Here is a 22,827-nt window from a genome sequence, read left to right on the forward strand (position 1 = left end):
GGGTGATGACCGCAACTACCGTGACGTGTCGGATGATCGCCGGGATCGGGGTGCTCCTGCTTGCAGCTGGTTGTGGCAGCACGGCGGGGGACCCGGTTGTGGAATCGACGTCGGAGGTAACTGCGTCCGGGTCGAGCTCGCCGGCACAGATGCCTGCGGCAGATGTAGTCGATGTGAATCCGTCCGATTTCAGTTTCGGTGCTGACAGCGTTCGATTCGAGCCGGCCGGGTCGCCCGGATACGAATGTGTCATCGGGCCCAACCCGGATCTCGGTGGACACGACGTGTCCTGCTTCGTGGCTTTCCCCCCAGATACGCCGGCGGTGACCAATACGCCGTTCTCGGGTGAACCGAACATGATTGTGCTGCGCCCTGACGGCTACGTTGTCACCATCAGCGAAGGCGGCCCACCCGGAGCTCGACCACTCCCGGAGAACACTCGCCTCGGAGTTGGTGATGCGCAGTGCACCGCGTTACCCGGCGGGATGGACTGCGACAACGGGCCTGCCGGATTTCGGTTCGTCGACGGTGAATTGACGGTGCGGGGACCGCAGGCTTCGATTCCGGAACCGGCAGTTGACCCGTGCGGCACGGCATCTGCGAATACGGCGATCGCCAACGCCGTCAACCGGTTGCCGCCCAACACTGCCGGCGGCGCCGGGGGTGCCGAGTGGATATTCGCAGGTGAAACCAATTTCGATCCGTGCGCCGACCTGAGTTATGCGGTCGCCGAAACCGCTCGAGGAACGGGTAGTTCGCCGCAACAGGTGATGTTCTTCCATCGCGGCGTCTACCTCGGAACGGCTACTCGATGTGCGTTCGGGTTCACCAGCGTCGTCGGCTCGAGCGATGACAGCGTGACTGTGCAGTACAGGTGGCCTCGCGGCACCGAATCGAACGCGGAAGCTTCCGGCCGAGCCACAGCGACCTTCGGGTGGAACGGCGACCGCGTGGTGATGCAGAACGATCTGCCCGCACAACTGCTCGAGATCAACGGCTGCAACTGAGAGTCAAGGCTTGCCGACGGCGTCCAGGCGGGAACGCGATTGGGCGTCGAGGACGACGTCGGCGGCCGCGAGATTTTCGACGAGGTGACCGACCGACGAGGTTCCCGGAATCAGGAGCACGTTGGGGGACAAGTGCAGTAGCCAGGCCAGTGCGATCTGGACCGGGGTGGCTCCGATGCCTTCCGCCACCGAGAGAACAGTCGGATCGGTGAGTATCTGCTCGCGTTGTGTCCGAGGGAAACCCAAGGGGCAGAACGGGACAAACGCAACGCCCTTCGCCGCAGTGGCGTCGAGGATGTCGATCGAACCGCGTTCGAGGAGATTGAGAGAGTTCTGCACGCACACTATGTCGGTGCCGGCGGTAGCACGCTCGAAGTGGGCCAGACTGATGTTACTCAGCCCGATTCCTTCGATGAGGCCGTCTGCGCGCGCCTGGATCAGCGACGCCAACTGATCGTCGAACAAGGCGTCGGGTGATGCGGTGCTGTCGGGCATCCGCAGATTGACAGCGGCAAGTCGGTCCACGCCCAATGAGCGCACGTTGTCTTCGATCCCGATCCGCAGTTCGTCGGGTTGGTTGTAGAGGAAGATTTCGCCGCGTGGTCCGCGCTTGGCGCCGACCTTGCTGACGATCGCGAGATCGCCGGAGTACGGGTGCAGCGCTTGACGAATGAGGTCGTTGACCACGTCGGGGCCGTAGTACTGCGCGGTGTCGATGTGGTCGATACCGTGCTCGACGGCGCTGCGGAGCACCCGGACGGCCTCGTCGTGATCGGATGGGGGACCGAATATTCCGGGCCCGGTCAGCTGCATGGCGCCGTAACCTGTACGCGATACTTCGCGGGAGCCGAGGCGGAAACGACGCGGGCTCATGATCGGGCTCCGGCCGTGGTGCCCGCCGATTCCAACTGCGGACGGACCTTTGTTCCGAGGAGCTCGATCGAGTGCATCACGTCGCTGTGCGGAACTCCGGACCAGTCGAATTGGAAGGCATAGCGATCCGGCTGCGTCAGTTCGACGACCGGTGCCAGTCGGTCCACGATTTCGTCGGGGCTGCCGGTGAGGATGCTGCGGGCACCGTTGGTGTAGTGGTCGTACTCGGCCCGCCCGGGCACACTCCATCCTCGAGCCTTCGCGCCGTATTTCATGGTCTGCAGCCAGTAGGGGTAGTACTTGTCCTTGGCATCCTGCGACTTGTCGGCGATCAGCCCTATCCCGGACATCGTGACGTCGGGGGTGGAATCGTGTTCTCGGGCGGTACGACGATAGAGGTCGACGAGAGGAGCGAAGCGTTCGGGCTCGCCGCCGATGATCGCGTACACGATGGGCAGACCCAGTTCGCCGGCGCGAACGCTCGAACCGGGGTTACCGCCGGTGCCGAGACTGATTCGGAGATGGTCGCCGAAGGCGCGTGGGTAGATCTCGGCGTCGTGCAGTGGTGGGCGGAACTTGCCGCTCCAGTTCAAAGGCACGCCGCCGCGGTCGATCTGCAGGAGGAGGTCGAGCTTTTCGGCATACAGTTCGTCGTAGTCGTCCAAGCTGGCACCGAAGAGAGGGAACGATTCGGTGAAGGATCCGCGGCCTGCGATGATTTCGGCGCGACCACCGCTGAGTTGGTCGAGAGTGGCGAATTGTTGATAGACCCGCACCGGATCGTCAGTGCTGAGCACGGTCACGGCGCTCGAGAGGGTGATGCGCGAGGTGATGGCGGCAGCGGCTGCCAACACCGTCGCCGGATTGGAGATGGCGAACTGATCGAGGTGGTGCTCGCCGAGGCCGTAGAACCCGAGGCCTACCTGGTCGGCGAGCCGGATGCGCTCGAGCGTCTCGCTCAGTTGCTGCGCGACAGGCTGGCGAGCTCCCGTCACCGGGTCGAGGCGAAGATCGCCGAAGCTGAGGATTCCGAGCTGCATGATATTTCTCCTCGAAGTGTCGAGTGGTAGGTGCGCCGTCATACTTTTTGCTTGCACGAGCAAGTATGCCATCCATTTGATTGAACTCTCAATTAGTTGTGCGTCACAGTTTGCGTGCGCAAGTAGCTGATACCGTCCAGGGATGTCCGACTCCGCCTTCACCGCACCCGAAGACCGTCTGTGGCGTGCGCTCATGCATGTCAACGCGCTCTTGCCATCGGTGCTCGAAGGTGATCTGCAGCGTGCGTTCCGGATCTCGTTGTCTCAGTTCGCGGCGTTACTGCATCTGTCGGAGGCGGAGGGCGGACGCATGCGGATGAGCGAGTTGGCGAGTGCCGCCACTCTGTCGCCCTCCCGAATTACTCGGGTGATCGCCGAATTGCAGCGATCCGGTCTGGTCGAGAAAGTGACATCCACCGAGGACGGGCGCGGCATGGTCGCCGTGATCACCGAAGCGGGCCGTGAGTTGGCTGCCCTCGGGTATCCGGTACAGGTGGCACGGGCCCGAGCGCTGTTCTTGGAGCACCTCGACGAGTCCGAGATCGATCACATGGGCTCTGTTCTCGAAGCAGTCGCCGCACGCGCGAGCAATCCGGCTCCCCTCGCGCACGTGGACGGCAACTCCGGTACTCGGAGCACTCTCATGCCGCGTGCACCGCTGACGTGGTGATCGGTGTCTGTTCACGAATCCACGCTGCCAGTATCTGGCACCCGGTGGAACCATCCTCGTTCATCGGCTCGGTGGCGTAAGCGACGTGTCGACCACCCCTGGGATTGTGGACTCGAAAGTTGTGCCAGGTCAGTGTGGCCGGCAGGTATCCCAACACTTCGTGGATCGAGGTTCTGATCCGACGCAGATCGGTACGCCACTGCCGCGGACCGAATCCGGTTTTCGCGGCATTCTGGAATCTGTTGTCGCGGAGCAGTTCCCAAATTTCAGAGAGCCAGGTCCGGGTTTGAACGAATGACATCCAGCGAGTGAGGTCCGCGATGTCGCGGACAAAGCTGTCGTCGCTCGCATTGCAGATCATGTCGTCCGGGTGCCCGATCCATCGCACCGGGATCCACGACGGAATATCCGGTCCGTCACCGGCAACGCCTCGGCCCGTGCAGGTGTCGAGTACGCCGACCGGCTGCTGCGGATCGGAGATCAATCCCACCGCGACGACGTCGACTGCGGGAAGTCCGCCGAGTGCGATCCGGCCGAGAACCTCGCGAATGACGGTGCATCCCTGCGAGTAGCCGATCAGGATCACCGGCCGGCGCGTTTGTGACATCGCGCCGGTGAGGGCGTCGGCGCCGAGGCTCGTGCTCATCCGGAAACTGAGTCCGCCGTCGGCAACAGGGCCGTACGACGCCGGATACCCGATCCATCGTGAATCGAAGCGTGCGTCGAGCTCGCGCGTGACGAAGCCGAGCAACCCGACTATGTCGGTACGGGAATCTCCGACATGGGATTCACCGGTACCGCCTACTGCCAGAACCGTTACCGCCGTCATGACGTCATGATCCACGGCGAACCTGAGAAATCTCGGTGGTTGACCCTGAATGAATGCTGTGCGACGGGGAGTCGGGATTGTCAAATAGGTGCCGATAACGGACAAATGGGAAAGTTAAGATACCGCCATGATCACTATCCTGATTCGCGCTGCGATATTCCTGGGCTCGTCGGCCATCGGCATTCTCGCCGCTACCTTGGTGTTTCCCGGCAATTTTTCGGCGCCCGCAGCTGGTTTCGTCACCGCAGTGGTGATCTTCTCGATAGCGCAAACCGTCCTCGCGCCGTTTGTCGCCACGATGACCAAGCGTTACGCACCGGCGTTCCTCGGCGGGATAGGCTTACTCTCGACGTTCGTGGCTCTGCTGATCGCCTCGATCTTCGGCGGCCTCGAGATACGCGGTGCCTCGACCTGGATTCTGTCGACGGTGTTGGTGTGGTTGGTGACGGCGCTCGCTACTGTGCTGCTGCCGATTCTCTTCATCAGAAAAAAGGTAGCCGAGCGAAAAGAGTAGCCATGGAGCGCCCCGACATCGGTATGGACTATCCCGTTCTGGATTGCCCGGAGCCGGCTGCGCTGGCAGGGTTTTACGAGCAACTCCTCGGCTGGAGGACGATTCGTGCCGAGGCCGACTGGCATGTGATCGCCGGTGTCGGCGGGCAGCGACTCGCATTTCAACTCGCCCCCGACTTCCGTCCGATCGACTGGCCGGCCGTCGGAGTCGGGGTGCACCTCGACCTGACAGTCGAGTCCCTTGATCTCGGTGAGGAATGGGCGATCAATCTGGGAGCGGAGCGGATCACGGGAATTGCCGAACACCCCGATTTTCGGGTGTACCGTGACCCCGTCGGCCACTACTTCTGCCTGTGCCGGCAAACCTGAACGGAGCAACGACCATGTCTTCCGAAGGCCCGGCACGATTTCTCGTCGAACGAGCAGTCTCCGTGACAGCCGAACCGGCTTCCGTTTTCACGCTGATCGACGATTTTCGGCACTGGATTCGATGGTCGCCGTGGGAAGGACTCGACCCGGGCATGCAGCGCACGTATTCCGGCGCCGATTCGGGAGTGGGAGCGTCGTACGCGTGGTCCGGGAACAAGAAGGCCGGTTCCGGTTCGATGACGATCACGGAATCGATCCCGAACGAACGTGTGGTTCTCGATCTCGAATTTGTCAAACCGTTCAAATCTCGCAACGTCACGACGTTCCTTCTCACTCCTCGAGAGGACGGACTGCAAGTGACCTGGCAGATGACCGGTCCGAAAAACCTGTTCTTCCGGATCTTCGGGTTCGCTTTCAGCATGGACAAGCTGATCGGTAAGGATTTCGACTCAGGTCTGGCTCAGCTGAAAGCCACAGCCGAAAAGTCCTGAGTTGCCGATGGTACCGTCTCCCGGTGCTACGGATGCGGCCGACCGACGCCCAAACCTTCTGGATTTCGGAGAAGATCCCCAACGATCAATTGCTCCTGTACGGCTTCGGCGATACGAGAGAATCAGTCGACGACATTCGCCGCACGGTGCTCGAGCGGGCCGCACTGATACCCGACCTGCGCATCCGTATCCGCGAATCACCTTGGCACTTGGACTATCCGGTGTGGGAGCCGATGACCGTCGACGAGTCCTTGATCGTCGTCCACGAATTGGCCGAGCCGTCGTGGCGGTCGTGTATCGGCAGCGTCGAAGTGCTGCTCGAATCTCACCTGAACCCGCGAACCACACCGTGGACCTTGCACCTGTTCGACGGGGTGACGGGCACGCCTCGCTCGGACGGCCGGGCGACGATCGCGGTTTTGCAGGTCTCGCATTCCCTGGCGGACGGCAAACGGGCGTCGTCGATCGCGCGGGCGCTGTTCTCCGCCGGTGACCTGGCACCCGCCGAAATCGACGGACGCAGCAGTGGGGCGCTGGAAATTCTGGGGCGCGCCGCATTGCGCTTACCCGGGCAGATGTTCTCGCTCTTTCGCGACGGACGCGCCGGGCATCGAGCGCAACTGCAACTGCAGTCGGACACCGAATCGGGAATTGTTGCGCCACAAGCACCGAATCGGCCGAGGGTTGTTTTCAACACTCCACCGGGTGAGCGCCGTCTGGTCCGCATGGTGGTGCGTGACGGCTCGGATCTGCGGGGCGGAGGAGTGTCGGTCACGGTGGCCGCGATGACTGCGATCTCGGTGGCGATGTCGAATTACCTGACTGTGCACGATGTTCCGGTACCGGCGGAGTTGGGCGCCGAGGTGACCATCGCGAAGCCGGGATCTCCCACCGCGCGTAACCATTTCCGCAATGCGGGTGTCGGACTGTTCCCCGATATCAGTGATCTGCGCGAGCGAGCGGCCCGGATCGAGGAGTCGATGGCCGAGCGTCGCGCCCGAGCAGCCCATCATTCCGGTGCGGCTTCGGACCGTGCGCTCGACGCGGTGCCGGGTCCGCTGGTGCGTTGGGGAGTCCAGCAGTACGACTTCACCGCGGTTCCCGCCGAGGTCACCGGTAATACGGTGGTCTCGAGTGTGGCGCGCGGCGACGCCGACCTGGTGTTGGGCGGCGGAACCGTCCGCTTCACAGCGGGCTTTCCGAGTCTGTCGCCGGTCATGTCTCTTACGCACGGGGTGCACGGCATCGGGGACACGGTCACGATCGGTATCACGGCGAGTCCACTGTCGATTCCCGACGTGGACGTCTACGAGCAGATGATGCACGATGCGGTGGATACCGTGCGGGACGCGCTGGTGTAATCGTGCGGGACGCGCTGGTGTAGTCGTGCGGGACGCACTGGTGTAATGAGTGGATGGGATTCACTCGCGCAGAACTGGAATCGTTTCGAGATACCGAGATAGACGATCTCATCGGCGCGAATTGCCGATTGTTGTTCGTCGGCATCAACCCCGGATTGTGGACGGCGGCGACGGGCGCGCATTTCGCTCGACCCGGCAATCGCTTCTATCCGGCATTGTTGCGTGCAGGCATCATAGAACGGCCCGTCGATCCGTCTGCGGGTATGTCGGCCGCCGACAGACAACACCTGATCGACAGAGGTGTCGGCATCACCAATCTCGCGGTACGGGCAACCGCTCGGGCTGACGAGTTGACCCCGGAAGAGCTCGCGGTCGGTGGGGTTCGGGTGCGGAAGATCGTCTCCGTCACCACGCCTGTTGTGGTGGCATTCGCCGGAATCACCGCTTATCGAACTGCTTTCGGCGTGAAGAAGGCGAAGGCCGGCCGACAGGACGACGACTTCGAAGGTGCCGCGCTGTGGATCGTCCCGAATCCCAGCGGACTCAACGCACACGAGACCGTAGACTCTCTGGCGGTCAAATATCGTGCTGCGGCAGGAGAAGCCGGTGTCGTATGAGGTCCGAGGACAATGTCAATGTCCCCAGGTCGAGGATCGTACGTCACTGCAGATCGGGCAGTAGTCCTCGTTCGTTGCATGCGTCCAGCCGGGTTTGGCGCTGAGTACGTCCGCACTGCTCAATTGTCGTAATTCGACCGGTATTTCGACAACAACTCCGCAAGCGTCGCAACTCAGACTTATCGCCATCGACATATGTCATGTCCCTCCCGCAGCCGGGCTCTCCGGCCTCGTCAAGAGTTATACACCTCTGTCTAACTCTTCCTGTGCAGGGGCCGACTCTATGCAACGGTCCGCAGGCACGAGCGGCACGCAGGCAGACGAAAGCCCCGGCGACACACGTCCGGCCGGGGCTTTCGTCAGAGGCGACCTACAGTCCGGGACGCTTTCCGATCGTGAGCGTGACTTCCCCGGTGTGGGCGAAGAAGTCGTTGCCCTTGTCGTCGACGACGATGAAAGCGGGGAAATCTTCCACGTCGATCTTCCAGACGGCTTCCATGCCCAGTTCTGCATATTCGAGGATGTCGACGTTCTTGATGCAGTCGAGCGCCAGGCGGGCGGCCGGTCCGCCGATGGAACCGAGATAGAAACCGCCGTGCGCGTTGCAGGCGTCGGTGACCTGCTTGGAGCGGTTTCCCTTGGCCAACATGATCATCGAGCCGCCGGCTGCTTGGAACTGTTCGACGTACGAGTCCATCCGGCCCGCGGTGGTCGGGCCGAAGGAGCCGGACGCCATGCCGTCAGGCGTCTTCGCCGGGCCGGCGTAGTAGACCGGGTGGTCCTTGAGGTACTGCGGCATCTCCTCGCCGGCGTCGAGACGTTCCTTGATCTTGGCGTGAGCGATGTCGCGGGCCACCACCAATGGACCGGTCAAGGAAAGACGAGTCTTGACCGGATGCTTCGAGAGTTCGGCGAGAATTTCCGGCATCGGCCTGGTGAGGTCGATCTTGACAGCGGCGCCCTTGCCGGTTCCGGAGATACCGTCGGTGTCCGCGTCGAGCTGCGCGTCGGTGACCTCGGGCAGGAAACGTCCCGGGTTGAACTCGAGCTGTTCGAGGAATATACCTTCGGGGGTGATCTTCGCCTTGGCCTGACGATCCGCCGAGCAGGAGACGGCGATGGCGACGGGCAACGAAGCCCCATGTCGGGGGAGGCGAACGACGCGGACGTCGTGGCAGAAGTACTTGCCGCCGAACTGGGCGCCGATTCCGATCTTCTGGGTGAGCTCGAATACCTTCTTCTCGAGCTCGTGATCACGGAAACCGCGGCCGGTGATGGCACCCTCGGCAGGTAGTTCGTCGAGGTAGTGGGCGGAGGCGTACTTCGCGGTCTTCATGGCGAACTCGGCCGAAGTACCGCCGACGACGATCGCCAGGTGGTACGGGGGGCAGGCGGCCGTGCCGAGCGAGCGGATCTTCGCCTCGAGGAACTGCATCATCGAATCCGGGTTCAGGATCGCCTTGGTCTCCTGGTACAGGTAGGACTTGTTGGCGCTACCACCACCCTTGGCCATGAAGAGGAACTTGTATGAATTCTCATGTCCTGCAGCAGTATCGGCGTAAAGCTCGATCTGGGCAGGCAGGTTGTTGCCGGTGTTCTTCTCGTCCCACATCGTGATGGGGGCATTTTGCGAGTACCGCAGATTGAGTCGGGTGTACGCGTCGTACACGCCGCGGGCGATGGCACGTTCGTCGTCCCCCGGCGTCAGCACGTGCTGTCCGCGCTTGCCCATGACGATGGCGGTTCCGGTGTCCTGGCACATCGGCAGCACTCCGGCCGCGGCGATGTTGGCGTTCTTGAGTAGATCGAGGGCAACGAACTTGTCGTTGTTCGATGCTTCCGGATCGTCGAGGATGCTCGCCAACTGCGTCAGGTGATCGGTGCGCAGGTAGTGCGAGATGTCGTGCAGTGCCGTCTCCGTCAACAAGCGCATCGCCTCCGGCTCCACCTGGAGGAAGGTGCGCCCGTCCGGTCCTTCGACCGTCGACACCCCTTCGGTGGTCAGTAGTCGGTATTCGGTGGTGTCCTCACCGATCGGCAACAGGTCCTCGTAGAGGAAGTCGGCCATCATCTCTCCTGAGCAAGGGTGCGTGCGAAGGTCGCATTCAGGTTATCGTCGAGGGTTGGCCTCACCCAATCTGGGCGGTGCCGAACGAGCAGAATTCCGGCTTGTGTCCTCAGCTGCGATGACTTCCGATGCCGGGTGATGTCAATACGGGTGTGACGTTCCGGTCACCCCACGCGAGAGGACGCGATCATGCCCACCATCACCCCATGCCTGTGGTTCGACGGCCAAGCCGAAGAAGCCGCGAACTTCTACATAGAGGTATTCGGCAGCGGTCGAATACTGAAGATCGAAAGGTACCTCCAGGACTCGCCCTCCGGTAAACCGATCGGCTCGGTGATGACGGTCGAGTTCGAACTCGACGGTCAACGGTTCACCGGACTCAACGGCGGCAGTATGTTCACGTTCTCGGAGGCCGTGTCCTTTCAGATTCCCTGCGTAGATCAGACGGAGGTGGACCACTACTGGTCTCGTCTGACCGAGGGCGGGAAGGAAGGGCCCTGCGGCTGGCTCACCGACAAGTTCGGGCTGTCCTGGCAGGTGGTTCCGAATCGTCTGATCGAACTGATCGGTGATCCGGACCGAGACAAGGCCCGGCGGGTGACCGAGGCGATGATGCGTATGAACAAGATCGATGTGGCCGAACTCGAGCGAACGGCAGCGGAGTAAGCCCGAGCACGCGGGGTGGGCTCACCCGGTGACCAGGCGCATCGACAGTGGCGATTACACAGGTGGGGTCGGTACTGTGGCGGCAGTGAACTTACAGCTGGCGGGCCGCGGTGATGCAATTGCGAACACGAGTGTCCCGCGCTTTCCTCGCGCACACGCGTACGTGGACATTGCCGTCGTCATCGTGGTGCTGGTGGGAACGAACCTGATCGCTCACTTCACCACTGCGTGGGCGAGTATCGCGACGGTACCGATCTCGGCCCTGGTGTTGTTGGCATTGACCAAGCGTCGAGGTCTGGGGTGGGCCGAGTTGGGGCTCTCGCCCCGCCATCTGCGATCCGGATCGAAGTACGCGCTCGCTGCTGTCGCACTGGTGCTGACGGTAGTTGCCGTCGGTGCGCTTTTACCGCTGACGCGGCCGTTTTTCATGGCGGACCGGTACGCGACGATTTCCGGGGCGATCATCGCGTCGATGATCGTGATCCCGCTCCAGACCGTGATCCCGGAGGAACTCGCGTTTCGCGGCGTGCTGCACGGCACGCTGAACCGGGTCAGTGGGGTGCGCGGAGTTGCCGCCGCGGGTTCCTTGATGTTCGGGCTGTGGCATATCGCTTCGTCGATGGGCCTGACCAGCGGTAACGAAGGCCTGTCCGGGTTCCTCGGAACCGGGGTGGCGGGCCAGATCGCCGGTATTGCCGTCGCCGTTCTTGCCACTGCTGCGGCCGGACTGGTGTTCACCTGGCTACGGCACCGCAGCGGAAGCCTCCTGGCGCCTATCGCTTTGCACTGGTCGTTGAACGGGGCGGGCGCTCTGGCCGCTGCATTGGTGTGGCACGCGACGATCCGATGACAGATTTTTCGGAAAGCCGATATAGCCAGTAGATTGCTGCTAATGGAAATAGGATTCGATATCATCGAAGGTGTCGACTTCCCTCGCAGGTGAAGAGCATTCCGGCGGCCGTTACCTGTGCGTATGCCGGCAGGTAATCGGATCTGTTTCGGTGTTTTGCCACAGAAATTAGGTGTCGCCAAATTAGCGGCCGGGCTCTAGTATTGCCTTCGGCGCCATGCCGCCGGCCGTTTCTCATCTCGGCTGGTTCATTATTTCGACAGGAGTAACCATATGATCGGCTCGAGCGACATCTCGGACTTCCTCAGCGCATTCGCAAGCCTCTTCAGCTTCCTCGACTTCATTTCGGGAAGCGTCGAGAAGCTGTCCTGACGCCTGTCGTCCGGAGTTGACGTTGCCGGTGCCCTCGGATCGTAGATCCGGGGGCACCGTGCGTTCGACCGCGAGTTGTTTGAGATAGCTGTTGATTAACTAACCTGGGTCAACGAACCTCGGTGGAGCGAACAGCGGCTACCCATGAGTAGGTAATCATCGGTAAATACTTCGTCAACCTGTGGGTATTGTTCGTTCCGTTGCGTTTCGGGGTTTAACGTGAGTGAAACATTTGATGTCACGGAATTAACGGAGGCGCTCTAGCATTGGTCTCGGCAGCAAGCCGCTGGCTCCGCAACTTGGCCAGTCCATCTTCGACAGGAGTAATCACATGGTCAGCTCGAGCGACATCTCGGACTTCCTCAGCGCGTTCTCGGATCTGTTCAGCTTCCTCAGTTTCGCGTCGGGGAGCATCGACAAGCTGACCGCTCCGCCTGCGTAACTTGTCGGCAGACCTGCAGATGCCCTCGAATCGTCGATTCGAGGGCATCGCTGTATTGCGGCCCCACCTCGTTCGGCCTGATCGCCCCGTACTCCGACAGCCTGCGGCAGCGCCCCGGCCGTACGAGTACGAGCGGCCGGGCACCCGCTACCCACCATCGACAGGAGGTTCATCGGCTCGTATGTGCCTTCCGCGCGGAAGAACAGTCCGTCGCCTGCGTAGTGCGCGATCGTGATACTCACCGTGCGATGGCGCGGGCCGTTTCCGAGATCTTACATCGGATTGTCGATCTCGCAGATGATCCAGCCGCGTTCGACGCCGACGACCGACCACGTCGCCGGGAAACGAGTCGTTCGACATCCCGGAGATGCGGTCACGGTGTCAATGACCTGATTTGCGGATCGGTCTCCCGAATTCGTGCGGTACCGTCACTCCTGGTTCGAGGAACGCCGTACGAGAGGACATTGCGTGGAATTCATCATCGACTTCATCTACACCCTGCTGTCGAAGTTGCAGTCGGGCAGCATCGCCGACTGACAATTGGGACGGTTGGTTCCCTTACGCTGCCTGGCGTTTGGGAATCAGCCAGGCGAATACGACCGTTGTGGCCGCAGCGGCAACCGAGATCAGGAACGTGGCCCGGAATGCGCCGAGCGACGGAATCGTCGCAGTGCCCACGGTAATCGTCATTCCGGCGAGTACGACGCTCACGATCGCAGCCGAGGTGGACGTGCCGATCGATCGCATCAACGAATTCAGTCCGTTGGCCGCCGCGGATTCGGTGACGGGTACGGCACCCATGATGAGTGCGGGCATGGCCGCATACGAGAGCCCGACACCTGCTCCGATCACCATGCCTGCCAGTACGATCTGCAGCACGGACGAGTTGGCGAAATAGACGAACACATATCCGCCGCCGATGACGACGGCGCCGATCATCAGAGTGATGCGGGGTCCGCGCCACGCGGAGATTCGTGCCGACACGGGTGAGAGGGCCATCATCACCAGCCCTCCCGGCGCCAGTGCCAGACCGGCGGTGACCATCGACAGTCCCAGCCCGTAGCCGGTGGAGGTTGGTGCCATCAGTAACTGGGGGAACGTCAAGGCATTGCCGTACATCGCGAATCCGACGGCGACGGAGGCGAGGTTGGTGAACAGAATCTGCGGACGTGCAGAAATTCGAAGGTCGACCAACGGCGCCTTCCGGCGTAACTCCCACCACCCCCACACGAGAAACATCACTGCCGAAAGGATCAGTAGGCCCAGTGTTTTCCGGTCGCCCCACCCCCAAGTGCCGCCCTTGGTGACAGGCAACAGCAACGCCACGAGTGCAATGCCGAGACCGACGGCACCCGCGATGTCGAAACGGCCGGGGCGCAGTACCTTGGATTCGGGTACGACGATCGCCACGAGCATCAGGCAGAGGAGTCCGAGCACTGCCGATGTGACGAACAGGTAGTGCCAGTTCGCATTCTGCGCGATGACGGCAGCGATCGGAAGCCCGACGGCGCCGCCGACGCCGAGTGTGGCACTCATGACGGCCATCGCTCCAGGCACCTTCTTCGGGGGGAGGGTGTCACGAAGGATCGCGATCCCCAAGGGGATGGCACCCATCGAGGCGCCCTGCAAGGCCCGGCCGATCACGAGCAGCACCAGAGACGGGGCCGCGGCACTGATGGCCGAACCGAGTACGACCAAACCGAGGCTGACCAGAAGCATCCGTTTCTTGCCGAACATGTCTCCGAGTCGGCCACTGATCGGAGTGATCACCGCAGCTGCCAGAAGCGTTGCGGTCACCGCCCAGGATGTGTCGGCGGGCGTCGAATTCAGGATGTGCGGGAGTTGGGGAATGATCGGGACGACCAGTGTCTGCATGAGGGCGACCACGATCCCGCACATCCCCAGAACGGTGAGAACGAGCCGCGCAGACACGGTTTCGGAATCGGTCGGTACGGCGTCGGCGTTCGAGGGATCTGTTTCGACGGACATGGGACTCCCTGTGCCTGGGTGAAGCGCTGTAGTCGCGCCGATGGGCGATGTGCACGCTACACAGCATGTGTACGCTGCACAATATGAGCAAGGCGAAGGGGTCTGACATTCGATCGGGCACGACCGACATCGAGTACGAGTTGACCTTGCTCTCGCGGTATCACGCGCTCGCCCAGCGCACAGACCTCGAGCTGGAGCGATCCGCATTTCTGCTACTCGGGCGCCTCGAATTGCAGTCGCCGATGAGCTTGAAGGAATTGGCGCGTGCGTTCTCACTGGACGTCTCGACGGTCAATCGGCAGGTCGCGGCACTATTACGCCAGAACCTCGTGGAGCGGGTATCCGATCCCGAGGGAGGGACGGCACGCAAGATTCGACCTACCGATACGGGTCTGGCAAAACTGCACGCCGATCGTCGGCAGACCGTCGTCGGGCTCGAGAAAGTGCTCGCTCGGTGGACTCCGGACGAGCGAGAATCGTTGGCATACCTGCTGCGACGGTTCAATCAATCAGTCGAACACCTCGAAGGGCGGGATTGGCCACGGCCCGGAGATCGCGTGGACCCGGATCAGTCGGCGCAGTGACCTTGGCCCCGCCATGTGGCTGCGGACCAGCGCGACAGCCCTGATGCTGCCGAGCCGAGGCTGAGGAACGATCCGGCGCTGAACGCGGACAGGGCCGAGCCCGCACTGGCGACCGACAGCACGGATCCAACACTGCCGATGGAGAGCACCGAGTACGACGATCCGATGGAGAGGATCGATCCTTCCGACCGGTACGAGAGGATCGACCTGGTCGATCGAACTGACCGGGTGGAGCGATTGGTCGCGTTCTTGCGCGTCGAAGTCATGTAGGCGGGTCTACCACGAAAGCTGCCTACCAAGAAAGCGAGACCTGCCACCAAAGCGAGAAGAGCCCGCCGGAGTCGGCGGGCTCTTCTCGTTGACGAATTCGGTGTCTCAGCCGACCTGAACCATGCCGATGGTGGGCAGGAAGGTGCAGGTGATGCGATCTGCGCCCTCGGGTTGTGTGGTCAGTCCACCGCTGATCACGGACAGGACGCGTCCCGGGCCGGTGTCGGCGATGGCCGACAGGGTGGCCGGGCCGTCCGGATTGATGCGCGATGCATTGGTGAGGTTTTGGGTAGCGCCGCGCTGGTTGTCGATATTGATCCAGCTCACGGTCAGTGGCACGGGCTGATCGTCGGTGGCCGGAGCGGTACCGAGAGCGGTGAAGACGAAACCGGCTTGTCCGGCTGCGGGACCCGGAGGCGGCAAGTGCGCCGGGCCCGGTACGGCAAGCGCCGTACCGACCGAGTCGGCGGTGGCAGAGATGCAACCCTTACCGAGTGTGGGGTACAGGAACTGGGAGATGACGGGGCCGCTGGGGTCCGGGATGGCCGGGCCACCACCGCCACTGCCGTCGAGGAACGTGATGACGCGGTCGAGTGTCGATCTCAGCTCGGGTGGAACGCCCGGCGAGTTCACGATGGCGCGGGCCTGCTCGAGGAGTGCAGCTTGCGGTCCGCCTGCAACGTCCTGCGGGCCGGCGGCGGCACCGATGATCGCAGGAGCGAAGGAAGCCAGAACGTCGATCGGCACGCCGTCGGGCACCGGCGTCGCTGCCGGGTCGGCCATGGCTTGTGCAGGCAAAGCAAGTCCGGCCGCTGCGGCAATCGCAACGGCGGTGAACGCCTTGCGCATCCCTCGGGTTCGAAGCACTGGTTCCCCATCCTTAGTCATACCGCGCGAGCACCGTGGAGCATCGCGTTGACGGCTCGAGGGGTCACTCTATGTACAGAGTCCCCGGTTGTACAGCTGTTCACATCCGAACAGCTGGGCACGGGGAGGAGTCTATGACACGACCATCCCCGATAGGAGTCCTGGAAAATCCTACCTGTGGCTGGTGGGGATGAAGTGAAAGTTGATGCAACCGTTACCGTGCCCCCGCGACCAGGATGTCGATTCTGTGCGCGAGGTCGACGTCGAGTCGGGTGACACCGCCTGCCGAGTGCGTCGACAGGCAATAGGTCACCCGGCGCCAACGGACGTCGATGTCCGGATGGTGATCGATCTCTTCGGCAACCACCGCTACCTGCCCGAGCAGTGTCATCGCCTCGGGAAAGGTCTCGGATTCCACTGTTCGGACGATCGAGGCGGTATCCCCTCGCCAATGCGGGAGGTCGGCGAGAGCATCACGCAGGGCAGATTCCGACAGCAGTGAGGGCATGCATCATCATGGCGGAATGAGCGAAATATCTGCAACGCCGCGCGAAGTGGTGGCCGGGGCCCTGTTGCGCGACGGCACCCTGCTACTCGCCCAGCGCGCGAGGCCCCCGGAACTGGCGGGCCAGTGGGAACTTCCCGGTGGGAAAGTGGAACCGTCGGAGAATCCCGCCGAGGCGCTGGCCCGGGAACTGCAGGAAGAGCTCGGGGTTCAGGTTCGGGTCGGCGACCGCATCGGTTCGGACGTCCGACTCTCGGAAGACCTCGTTCTACGGGCGTATCGCGTCGAACTCCTCGCGGGCGAGCCCACGGCAATCGAGCACGCACGATTGGACTGGGTGACCGCCGAAGGTCTGCTGGAGATCGATCTGGTGGTCAACGACCGAGCCTGGGTGCCGGAGCTGCTGGCCGCCCTTCGAGAGTCGGCCGAGTCGTCCTGACCGATCAGGCTGCCCGGGCCTTCTTCAGTCCCGACTTCATTTCCTTCTTGGACGCGCCGTCGTTCTCGAGTCGCTTCATGCGCATGATCACGACGGGGCATTTGACGCATCGTGTCTTTTTGCGGCAGCACTTCTTCTTCGGCTTGAGCCGGGGGATCTCGCTTGCCTTGACTTTTCCCATGTGGCGCTGCGGCTTTCCTGAATAGGTGTGTTGGGGAACACTCTAGCAAAGTCAGGTTAGCGTATCCTTAAAAATGGCGTTTTTCCTGGTCGAGTCCGACCGGATAGGGCAGTGTTGCAAATCACTATCTGCAGGTCGCGGCGGTGATAGGGGCCGCACAATGCGAGAGAATTCACTCGGAGCGCGTAGTCTTTACTAGGCCGCGGTGCCTGTTCAGGGCGATTCACGCTTGGATTCGAATGACTCATTCGTACAGCGGCCACCAGAAGTGCCGTGCGATGTGAGTTTCGCGTGGCCGAATCAACTCAGCCAGGAGAGCCATCGCGTGACCATCACCAGCTTCCGTAACGTTGCCATCGTCGCACACGTCGACCACGGCAAGACCACCCTCGTCGACGCCATGCTTCGTCAGTCCGGCGCGTTCGAGGAGCGCGCCGAGCTGGTCGATCGTGTCATGGACTCCGGCGACCTCGAACGCGAGAAGGGCATCACCATTCTCGCGAAGAACACCGCCGTGCATAAGGTCAACGAAGACGGCACCATCACCGTCATCAACGTGATCGACACCCCCGGCCACGCCGACTTCGGTGGCGAGGTCGAGCGCGGCCTTTCCATGGTCGACGGTGTCGTCCTGCTCGTCGATGCTTCCGAAGGCCCGCTGCCGCAGACGCGCTTCGTGCTGCGCAAGGCGCTCGCCGCGTCGCTGCCCGTCATCCTGGTCGTCAACAAGACGGACCGTCCCGACGCTCGTATCGAAGAGGTCGTCACCGAGGCCCAGGACCTGCTCCTCGATCTTGCCTCGGACCTGTCCGACGAGGCCGCCGAGGCCGCCGAGCTGGCCCTCGAGCTGCCGGTTCTCTACGCCTCCGGTCGCGAAGGCAAGGCATCGACCGTGCAGCCCGAGAACGGTCACGCACCCGACGCCGAAGACCTCTCCGCGCTGTTCCAGGTCCTCATGGAGTACGTCCCGGCCCCCAAGGGTTCGGTCGACGCGCCGCTGCAGGCACACGTCACCAACCTCGACGCGTCCGCATTCCTCGGTCGCCTCGCACTGGTTCGCATCCACAACGGCGAGCTGCGCAAGGGCCAGACCGTCTCCTGGTGCCGCGAGGTCGACGGCGAACCCGTCGTCACCAAGACCAAGATCACCGAACTGCTCACCACCGTCGGTGTCGAGCGAGTTCCCGGTGAGGTGGCCGTTGCCGGTGACATCGTCGCCGTCGCCGGTTTCCCGGACATCATGATCGGCGACACCCTCGCCGACCTCGACAACCCGGTGCCGCTGCCCCGCATCACGGTCGATCAGCCCGCGATCTCGGTGACCATCGGAACCAACACCTCGCCGCTGGTCGGCCGGGTCAAGGGCCACAAGTTGACCGCACGCATGGTCAAATCGCGTCTGGACCAGGAGCTGGTCGGTAACGTCTCGCTCAAGGTGCTCGACATCGGTCGTCCCGATGCCTGGGAGGTTCAGGGTCGTGGCGAGCTCGCGCTCGCCATCCTCGTCGAACAGATGCGTCGTGAAGGCTTCGAACTGACCGTCGGTAAGCCGCAGGTGGTCACCCAGGTCGTCGACGGCAAGGTGCACGAGCCGTTCGAAGAGCTGACCATCGACAGCCCCGAGGAGTACCTCGGTGCCATCACGCAGCTCCTCGCCAACCGCAAGGGCAAGATGGTCCAGATGTCGAACCACGGCGCAGGCTGGGTTCGGATGGAGTTCATCGTTCCCTCGCGTGGCCTCATCGGCTTCCGCACGGATTTCCTGACCGAAACCCGCGGCACCGGTATCGCAAACGCCGTGTTCGACGGATACGGCCCGTGGGCCGGCGAGATCCGTGCCCGCCACACGGGCTCGCTCGTGTCGGACCGTTCCGGTTCCGTCACTCCGTTCGCGATGATCCAGCTCGCCGATCGTGGAACGTTCTTCGTCGAGCCGGGCGCGGACACCTACGAAGGCATGGTCGTGGGTATCAATCCGCGTCAGGAAGACCTCGACATCAACGTCACTCGCGAGAAGAAGCTGACCAATATGCGTCAGTCCTCCGCCGACGTGATGGAGACCCTGGCAAAGCCGATCAAGCTCGAGCTCGAAGCCGCCATGGAGTTCTGCTCCGGCGACGAGTGCGTCGAGGTCACCCCGGAGGACGTCCGCGTTCGCAAGGTGCACCTCAACGCGACCGAGCGCGCTCGGGAGCGTTCGCGGAGCAAGGCTCGGGACAAGGCGTCTCTGTAGTCTTTCCCCGGTAGTACCCTGACAGGCGAATGTGCCTTTCATCCGACTTGTTCGGTGGAAAGGTACATTCGCCTTCATGGTTTCCGGGTCGATCGCGTGCCGGTGAACCGTGCACGGAGGGGCAGCGTGTGCCCTGAACGGAAGGGAATTCTCTGTGGTTGGTGGACGACGTCGCTATCTGGCGGTGGCAGTGGCGGTGACGGCGTTGACGCTGACCGCGTGTACGGCGGATCCTCCGCCGCCGGTGGAGAGCACCGAGACGGCCAAGCCGACTCCCACGCCTGCTGTCCCGGCGATGAAGCAGGTCACCGTCGCCATCGACGAGGTGGGCGGCGGATTCAATCCGCACCTGCTCGCCGATCAGTCTCCGGTCAATTCCGCGGTCGGTAATCTGGTGTTACCCAGCGTTTTTCGTCCGGAAAGATCCGCGACGGATCCGGCTGTCACCGATTGGGTGCCGGACGATTCGCTGATCGTTTCGGCTGAGGTGACGTCACAGGAGCCGTTCACCATCCGCTATCAGCTTCGTAACGAGGCGCAGTGGTCCGACGGTGCCCCGATCGCCGCCGAGGATTTTCGTTACCTGTGGCAGCAGATGATTTCCGCGCCGGGAGTGGTGAATCCGGCCGGCTATCAGATGATCGAGGACGTGAGTTCGTCCGGCGGTGGGAAGACTGTCAACGTCACCATGCGGGCTCCGTATCCCGCGTGGCGTGAACTGTTCACCGATCTGTTGCCCTCACATCTGGTCAAGGACACGCCCGGTGGATTCGCCACCGGCCTCGGTGAAGGTATTCCGGTGTCGGGCTCGCACTTTCACGTACGGTCCGTCGATCGCGGCCGGGACGAGATAGTCCTCGAACGTAACGACAGGTTCTGGGGCAAGCCGTCCGACCCCGACCGGATAGTGATGCGCCGCGGCGGCGCCACCGCCCAGCTCGCCGACGCCATGCGTACCGACGACACTCAAGTCGCGCAAGTCAGTTCAGGTAGCGCTGCCGACATCCAGCTCGCGGCGATTCCCGGTGTTCGGACGGCATTCGCGTTCATACCACGTTCGCTCGAGGTGACGGCGAACGGTAGGAGTTCGAACCTCTCGGATGTCCGTGTCCGTAAAGGTGTTCTGGGACTTCTGGATCCGAACCTCCTTGCGGTGGTGGTGGCAGGCGGTGAAACGGCGTCGGCTCCGGCGAAGGCCCAGATCCTCTCGCCGTCCGATCCCGGCTACGTGCCGACCGCCCCGCCGCAGGCGACCCGGGAGCAGTCGCTCGGTGAGTTGACCGCAGCCGGATATCAGGTGGAACCGCCGGCGGTTCCCGTGCCCGGCAAGGTGGCGCTGGGGAAGGTGGTCCGCGACGGTGCGCAGTTGTCGCTCGTCATCGGCGCACCGGAAAACGACGACGTAGCAGTGGCAGTGGCCAACACGGCCGCAGATCAACTGCGGGGTGTGGGAATCGCGGCGACCGTGCAGGCCGTGACGGCCGAGGAACTCTACGGCAGTGAGCTCACGTCCGGGAAGGTGGATCTGGTGGTGGGCTGGACGCGCACCGGCGCCGATCCGGCGACATCCCTCGCGTCGCGGTTCAGCTGCCCGGTAATCGGTTCCGTGACCACATCCGCCCCGCCGACCTCTGTCGGTGCCGGTGAACCCATGCCGACGACGGGTGCGCAGTCGACTCCGGTCCGGACGGTCAGTGCTGATGCGCCGAGCAACATATCCGGGTTGTGCGATCCGTCGCTGCAACCGCGGATAGACCAGGCGCTCAGTGGTATCGGTGATTTCAAGGAGCTGGTGGCGGACGCCGAACCCAAGCTGTGGGATCTGGCTGCGGTGTTGCCGATCGCGCAGTCGCGGGCGCTGGTCGCCGTCGGCAGCGGCGTCGACGGTGTGGTGCTCGACTCGCCGGTACAGGTAGGTATTTTCGGTAATGCGACGGATTGGGTCAGGGAAACCAAATGAGCTCGGCGACAAAGCGTTTGCTGTTGGTGCATGCGCATCCCGATGACGAGGCCATCACCACTGGAGGCACGATAGCGAAATACGCCGCCGAGGGTGTCCAGGTGACCGTACTGACGTGCACGCTCGGCGAGGAGGGGGAGGTGATCGGCGATCGCTGGGCTGGTCTCGTCGCGTCGGAATCCGATCAGCTCGGTGGCTTCCGGATCGGGGAGTTGACCGCGTCCCTCGAGACGCTGGGCGCCGAGCCCGCACGATTCCTGGGCGGCGCCGGACGGTATCGGGACTCCGGAATGGTGGGTACCCCGTCGGCAGCGAACCCGAAAGCCTTCGTCAATGCCGATACCGATGACGCTGTCCGGGCGATCGCCGACGTCATTCGAGAGTTACGCCCGCAGGTGGTGATCACCTACGACCCGGAGGGCGGCTACGGGCACCCCGACCACATCCAGGCGTATCAACTCACGACCACGGCGGTGGCGGCCGCTGCCGATCCGGACTGGTCTGCGCCAGGTTTGCCGTGGCGAACCTCGAAGCTGTACTGGACGGTGACCGAGCATCGCAGTCTCGACGACGGGTTGGCCTCGATCGGCGAATACCCGGATTCCTGGCGGCTGCCGGAACCGGGCGAGTTGCCCAGCGTCGACGATTCGCTGGTCACCACGGCCATCGACGTCGGTGCGGTGATGGCCGTGAAGATCAAGGCTCTGCAGGCACACGCCACTCAGCTGACCATCGCGCCGTCCGGCACCGAATACGCGCTGTCGAACAACGTGGTCCAGCCGATCCTGGCAGTGGAGCATTACGTGCTCGTCGACGGTGAGGTCGGCCTTGTGGATGCGGACGGCCGGGAAGGCGACCTGTTTTCCGGCGTCGACGTCTGATCGGGTTGCCAACCCGGCCGTGATGGTGTGTGATTCGTGTCACTGACGGGTTGTCGCCGAGCAGAGGGGCCGATCGATGTTCAACTGGGACGTGCAGAACCAGATCGTCGCCTTCGTGGACTCTCTGCGACCGATGGCGGGCTTCTACCGTGACGCGTACTACGGATCGCTTTACTCTTTCGCCGATCAGCAGAGCATGTTGTTGACCTTGCTGGGATTTCCGCCGGTGCCGTGACCGGTGCTTCGAGCGGGACTGCCCCGCGCTCGCGTCGCACCGCCCGGTAGTCCACTATCGACATCATGACGATCGTGGACCCGAAGCCGGAAACATCACAGTCGCGATGGGCGTGGCTCGACCCGATCATTCTCGGTGTCCTGATCTTCAACGGATTCACGTGCGCTGTGCTGTCGGTGCTCTTTCTCCCGACATATATCGGATCGACCCCGTTCCCGATCAGCATTCTCGTTGCAGCCGTCGTGAACCTGGCTCTGGTCGTGACTGCTCGTGGTGTCACGAAATCCGGCACAGCGGCCCTGCCTCTGATCGGTTGGGTGGCCGGGTTCGTCCTGTGCATGATCGGCGGGCCGGGCGGCGACGTGCTGGTGCTCTCCTCGCCCCTGACGCTGCTGCTGGTTGCAGGGGCGCTCGTTCCGGCCGGAGTGTTCCTGGTCAGGGTCGTCCTGAACCGACTGGCGGAGCTCACTGCGCCACCTCCCGGACCGCCCGCCCGCAGTAGTGGACACTGATCA

25 protein-coding genes and 1 pseudogene are annotated in these 22,827 nt (G+C 62.9%); 16 read left to right on the top strand and 10 right to left on the bottom strand.

The genetic code is table 11. From position 1 onward, the window contains the following. Positions 1-5 precede the first annotated feature (5 nt). Positions 6-1,007, top strand: coding sequence for an LppP/LprE family lipoprotein (locus ABH922_RS04595; RefSeq protein ID WP_424805805.1), 1,002 nt, complete (start codon positions 6-8; stop codon positions 1,005-1,007). A 3-nt stretch (positions 1,008-1,010) separates the two neighbouring features. Here the strand turns inward: ABH922_RS04595 and ABH922_RS04600 are convergent, their stop codons facing one another. After that, positions 1,011-1,880 (bottom strand): oxidoreductase, encoded by an 870-nt coding sequence (locus tag ABH922_RS04600; RefSeq protein ID WP_424805806.1) that lies wholly within the window; start codon positions 1,878-1,880, stop codon positions 1,011-1,013. Next, on the bottom strand, positions 1,877-2,920 hold the full coding sequence (locus ABH922_RS04605; RefSeq protein WP_424805807.1) for an LLM class flavin-dependent oxidoreductase: 1,044 nt from the start codon (positions 2,918-2,920) through the stop codon (positions 1,877-1,879). Before ABH922_RS04605 ends, ABH922_RS04600 begins: the two co-directional genes overlap by 4 nt. Before the next feature lie 142 nt (positions 2,921-3,062). On the opposite strand from ABH922_RS04605, the gene ABH922_RS04610 reads away from it, so the two are divergent. Continuing rightward, positions 3,063-3,590 carry a MarR family winged helix-turn-helix transcriptional regulator gene (locus ABH922_RS04610; protein ID WP_424805808.1) on the top strand — a complete coding sequence of 176 codons (528 nt, stop codon included), beginning with the start codon at positions 3,063-3,065 and terminating at the stop codon, positions 3,588-3,590. On the opposite strand, the gene ABH922_RS04615 is transcribed toward ABH922_RS04610, so the two are convergent. Then, on the bottom strand, positions 3,562-4,419 hold the full coding sequence (locus ABH922_RS04615; RefSeq protein WP_424805809.1) for a PE-PPE domain-containing protein: 858 nt from the start codon (positions 4,417-4,419) through the stop codon (positions 3,562-3,564). The genes ABH922_RS04610 and ABH922_RS04615 overlap by 29 nt on opposite strands. 127 nt (positions 4,420-4,546) lie before the next feature. Here ABH922_RS04615 and ABH922_RS04620 point away from each other — a divergent pair, with 127 nt between their 5' ends. The 5 genes from ABH922_RS04620 to ABH922_RS04640 are packed head-to-tail and all read left to right on the top strand — an operon-like array spanning position 4,547 to position 7,770. Next, a complete protein-coding gene (locus ABH922_RS04620) occupies positions 4,547-4,933 on the top strand; it encodes a hypothetical protein (RefSeq protein ID WP_424805810.1) in 387 nt (128 codons plus the stop codon). Between the two features lie 2 nt (positions 4,934-4,935). Next, positions 4,936-5,301 carry a VOC family protein gene (locus ABH922_RS04625; RefSeq protein ID WP_424805811.1) on the top strand — a complete coding sequence of 122 codons (366 nt, stop codon included), beginning with the start codon at positions 4,936-4,938 and terminating at the stop codon, positions 5,299-5,301. Between the two features lie 14 nt (positions 5,302-5,315). After that, the gene (locus ABH922_RS04630) at positions 5,316-5,792 is read left to right on the top strand and encodes an SRPBCC family protein (RefSeq protein WP_424805812.1); all 477 of its coding nucleotides are present in this window, start codon (positions 5,316-5,318) and stop codon (positions 5,790-5,792) included. Between the two features lie 32 nt (positions 5,793-5,824). Then, a complete protein-coding gene (locus tag ABH922_RS04635; protein WP_424805813.1) occupies positions 5,825-7,153 on the top strand; it encodes a wax ester/triacylglycerol synthase domain-containing protein in 1,329 nt (442 codons plus the stop codon). A 53-nt stretch (positions 7,154-7,206) separates the two neighbouring features. Then, positions 7,207-7,770 (top strand): mismatch-specific DNA-glycosylase, encoded by a 564-nt coding sequence (locus ABH922_RS04640; protein ID WP_424805815.1) that lies wholly within the window; start codon positions 7,207-7,209, stop codon positions 7,768-7,770. A gap of 370 nt (positions 7,771-8,140) precedes the next feature. Here the strand turns inward: ABH922_RS04640 and ABH922_RS04645 are convergent, their stop codons facing one another. Further along, positions 8,141-9,838, bottom strand: coding sequence for a fumarate hydratase (locus ABH922_RS04645; protein WP_424805816.1), 1,698 nt, complete (start codon positions 9,836-9,838; stop codon positions 8,141-8,143). 189 nt (positions 9,839-10,027) lie between these two features. Between ABH922_RS04645 and ABH922_RS04650 the strand changes: the two genes are divergently transcribed. Both ABH922_RS04650 and ABH922_RS04655 read left to right on the top strand, forming a co-directional pair. Next, entirely contained in the window at positions 10,028-10,504 is a 477-nt protein-coding gene (locus tag ABH922_RS04650) for a VOC family protein (protein ID WP_424805817.1), read from the top strand. Positions 10,505-10,589: 85 nt separating this feature from the next. Then, the gene (locus ABH922_RS04655; protein WP_424805818.1) at positions 10,590-11,354 is read left to right on the top strand and encodes a lysostaphin resistance A-like protein; all 765 of its coding nucleotides are present in this window, start codon (positions 10,590-10,592) and stop codon (positions 11,352-11,354) included. Between the two features lie 699 nt (positions 11,355-12,053). On the opposite strand, the gene ABH922_RS04660 is transcribed toward ABH922_RS04655, so the two are convergent. Together ABH922_RS04660 and ABH922_RS04665 are read right to left on the bottom strand one after the other, a co-directional pair. Beyond that, on the bottom strand, positions 12,054-12,410 hold the full coding sequence (locus tag ABH922_RS04660) for a hypothetical protein (protein WP_424805819.1): 357 nt from the start codon (positions 12,408-12,410) through the stop codon (positions 12,054-12,056). Between the two features lie 316 nt (positions 12,411-12,726). Next, positions 12,727-14,157: an MFS transporter gene (locus ABH922_RS04665; protein WP_424805820.1), complete on the bottom strand. Its 1,431-nt coding sequence runs from the start codon at positions 14,155-14,157 to the stop codon at positions 12,727-12,729. 83 nt (positions 14,158-14,240) lie between these two features. Here ABH922_RS04665 and ABH922_RS04670 point away from each other — a divergent pair, with 83 nt between their 5' ends. After that, a complete protein-coding gene (locus ABH922_RS04670; protein WP_424805821.1) occupies positions 14,241-14,741 on the top strand; it encodes a MarR family winged helix-turn-helix transcriptional regulator in 501 nt (166 codons plus the stop codon). A gap of 5 nt (positions 14,742-14,746) precedes the next feature. Here the strand turns inward: ABH922_RS04670 and ABH922_RS04675 are convergent. From ABH922_RS04675 to ABH922_RS04685, 3 genes and pseudogenes are all read right to left on the bottom strand, one after another. Further along, positions 14,747-15,007, bottom strand: a pseudogene (locus tag ABH922_RS04675) (hypothetical protein); the annotation flags it as partial. A gap of 109 nt (positions 15,008-15,116) precedes the next feature. Beyond that, on the bottom strand, positions 15,117-15,860 hold the full coding sequence (locus ABH922_RS04680) for a hypothetical protein (protein WP_424809565.1): 744 nt from the start codon (positions 15,858-15,860) through the stop codon (positions 15,117-15,119). A 232-nt stretch (positions 15,861-16,092) separates the two neighbouring features. After that, a complete protein-coding gene (locus ABH922_RS04685) occupies positions 16,093-16,386 on the bottom strand; it encodes a 4a-hydroxytetrahydrobiopterin dehydratase (protein ID WP_424805822.1) in 294 nt (97 codons plus the stop codon). A 16-nt stretch (positions 16,387-16,402) separates the two neighbouring features. Here ABH922_RS04685 and ABH922_RS04690 point away from each other — a divergent pair, with 16 nt between their 5' ends. Next, entirely contained in the window at positions 16,403-16,822 is a 420-nt protein-coding gene (locus ABH922_RS04690) for a (deoxy)nucleoside triphosphate pyrophosphohydrolase (RefSeq protein ID WP_424805823.1), read from the top strand. Between the two features lie 4 nt (positions 16,823-16,826). Here ABH922_RS04690 and ABH922_RS04695 read toward each other — a convergent pair whose 3' ends face one another. Continuing rightward, a complete protein-coding gene (locus tag ABH922_RS04695; protein ID WP_424805824.1) occupies positions 16,827-17,003 on the bottom strand; it encodes a hypothetical protein in 177 nt (58 codons plus the stop codon). Between the two features lie 325 nt (positions 17,004-17,328). Here ABH922_RS04695 and typA point away from each other — a divergent pair, with 325 nt between their 5' ends. The 5 genes from typA (at position 17,329) to ABH922_RS04720 (ending at position 22,824) form a co-directional block, all read left to right on the top strand. Further along, complete coding sequence (gene typA / locus ABH922_RS04700; RefSeq protein ID WP_424805825.1) at positions 17,329-19,236, top strand: translational GTPase TypA; 1,908 nt, start codon at positions 17,329-17,331, stop codon at positions 19,234-19,236. Positions 19,237-19,390: 154 nt separating this feature from the next. Next, entirely contained in the window at positions 19,391-21,196 is a 1,806-nt protein-coding gene (locus tag ABH922_RS04705; protein WP_424805826.1) for an ABC transporter family substrate-binding protein, read from the top strand. Continuing rightward, a complete protein-coding gene (gene mshB, locus ABH922_RS04710; RefSeq protein WP_424805827.1) occupies positions 21,193-22,077 on the top strand; it encodes an N-acetyl-1-D-myo-inositol-2-amino-2-deoxy-alpha-D-glucopyranoside deacetylase in 885 nt (294 codons plus the stop codon). Before ABH922_RS04705 ends, mshB begins: the two co-directional genes overlap by 4 nt. 76 nt (positions 22,078-22,153) lie before the next feature. Further along, positions 22,154-22,312 carry a hypothetical protein gene (locus ABH922_RS04715; protein ID WP_424805828.1) on the top strand — a complete coding sequence of 53 codons (159 nt, stop codon included), beginning with the start codon at positions 22,154-22,156 and terminating at the stop codon, positions 22,310-22,312. Between the two features lie 65 nt (positions 22,313-22,377). Then, on the top strand, positions 22,378-22,824 hold the full coding sequence (locus tag ABH922_RS04720) for a hypothetical protein (RefSeq protein ID WP_424805829.1): 447 nt from the start codon (positions 22,378-22,380) through the stop codon (positions 22,822-22,824). The last annotated feature ends 3 nt before the right edge of the window (positions 22,825-22,827 follow it).

This window comes from Rhodococcus sp. 27YEA15, assembly GCF_049739425.1.
Classification (GTDB): domain Bacteria; phylum Actinomycetota; class Actinomycetes; order Mycobacteriales; family Mycobacteriaceae; genus Rhodococcus_F.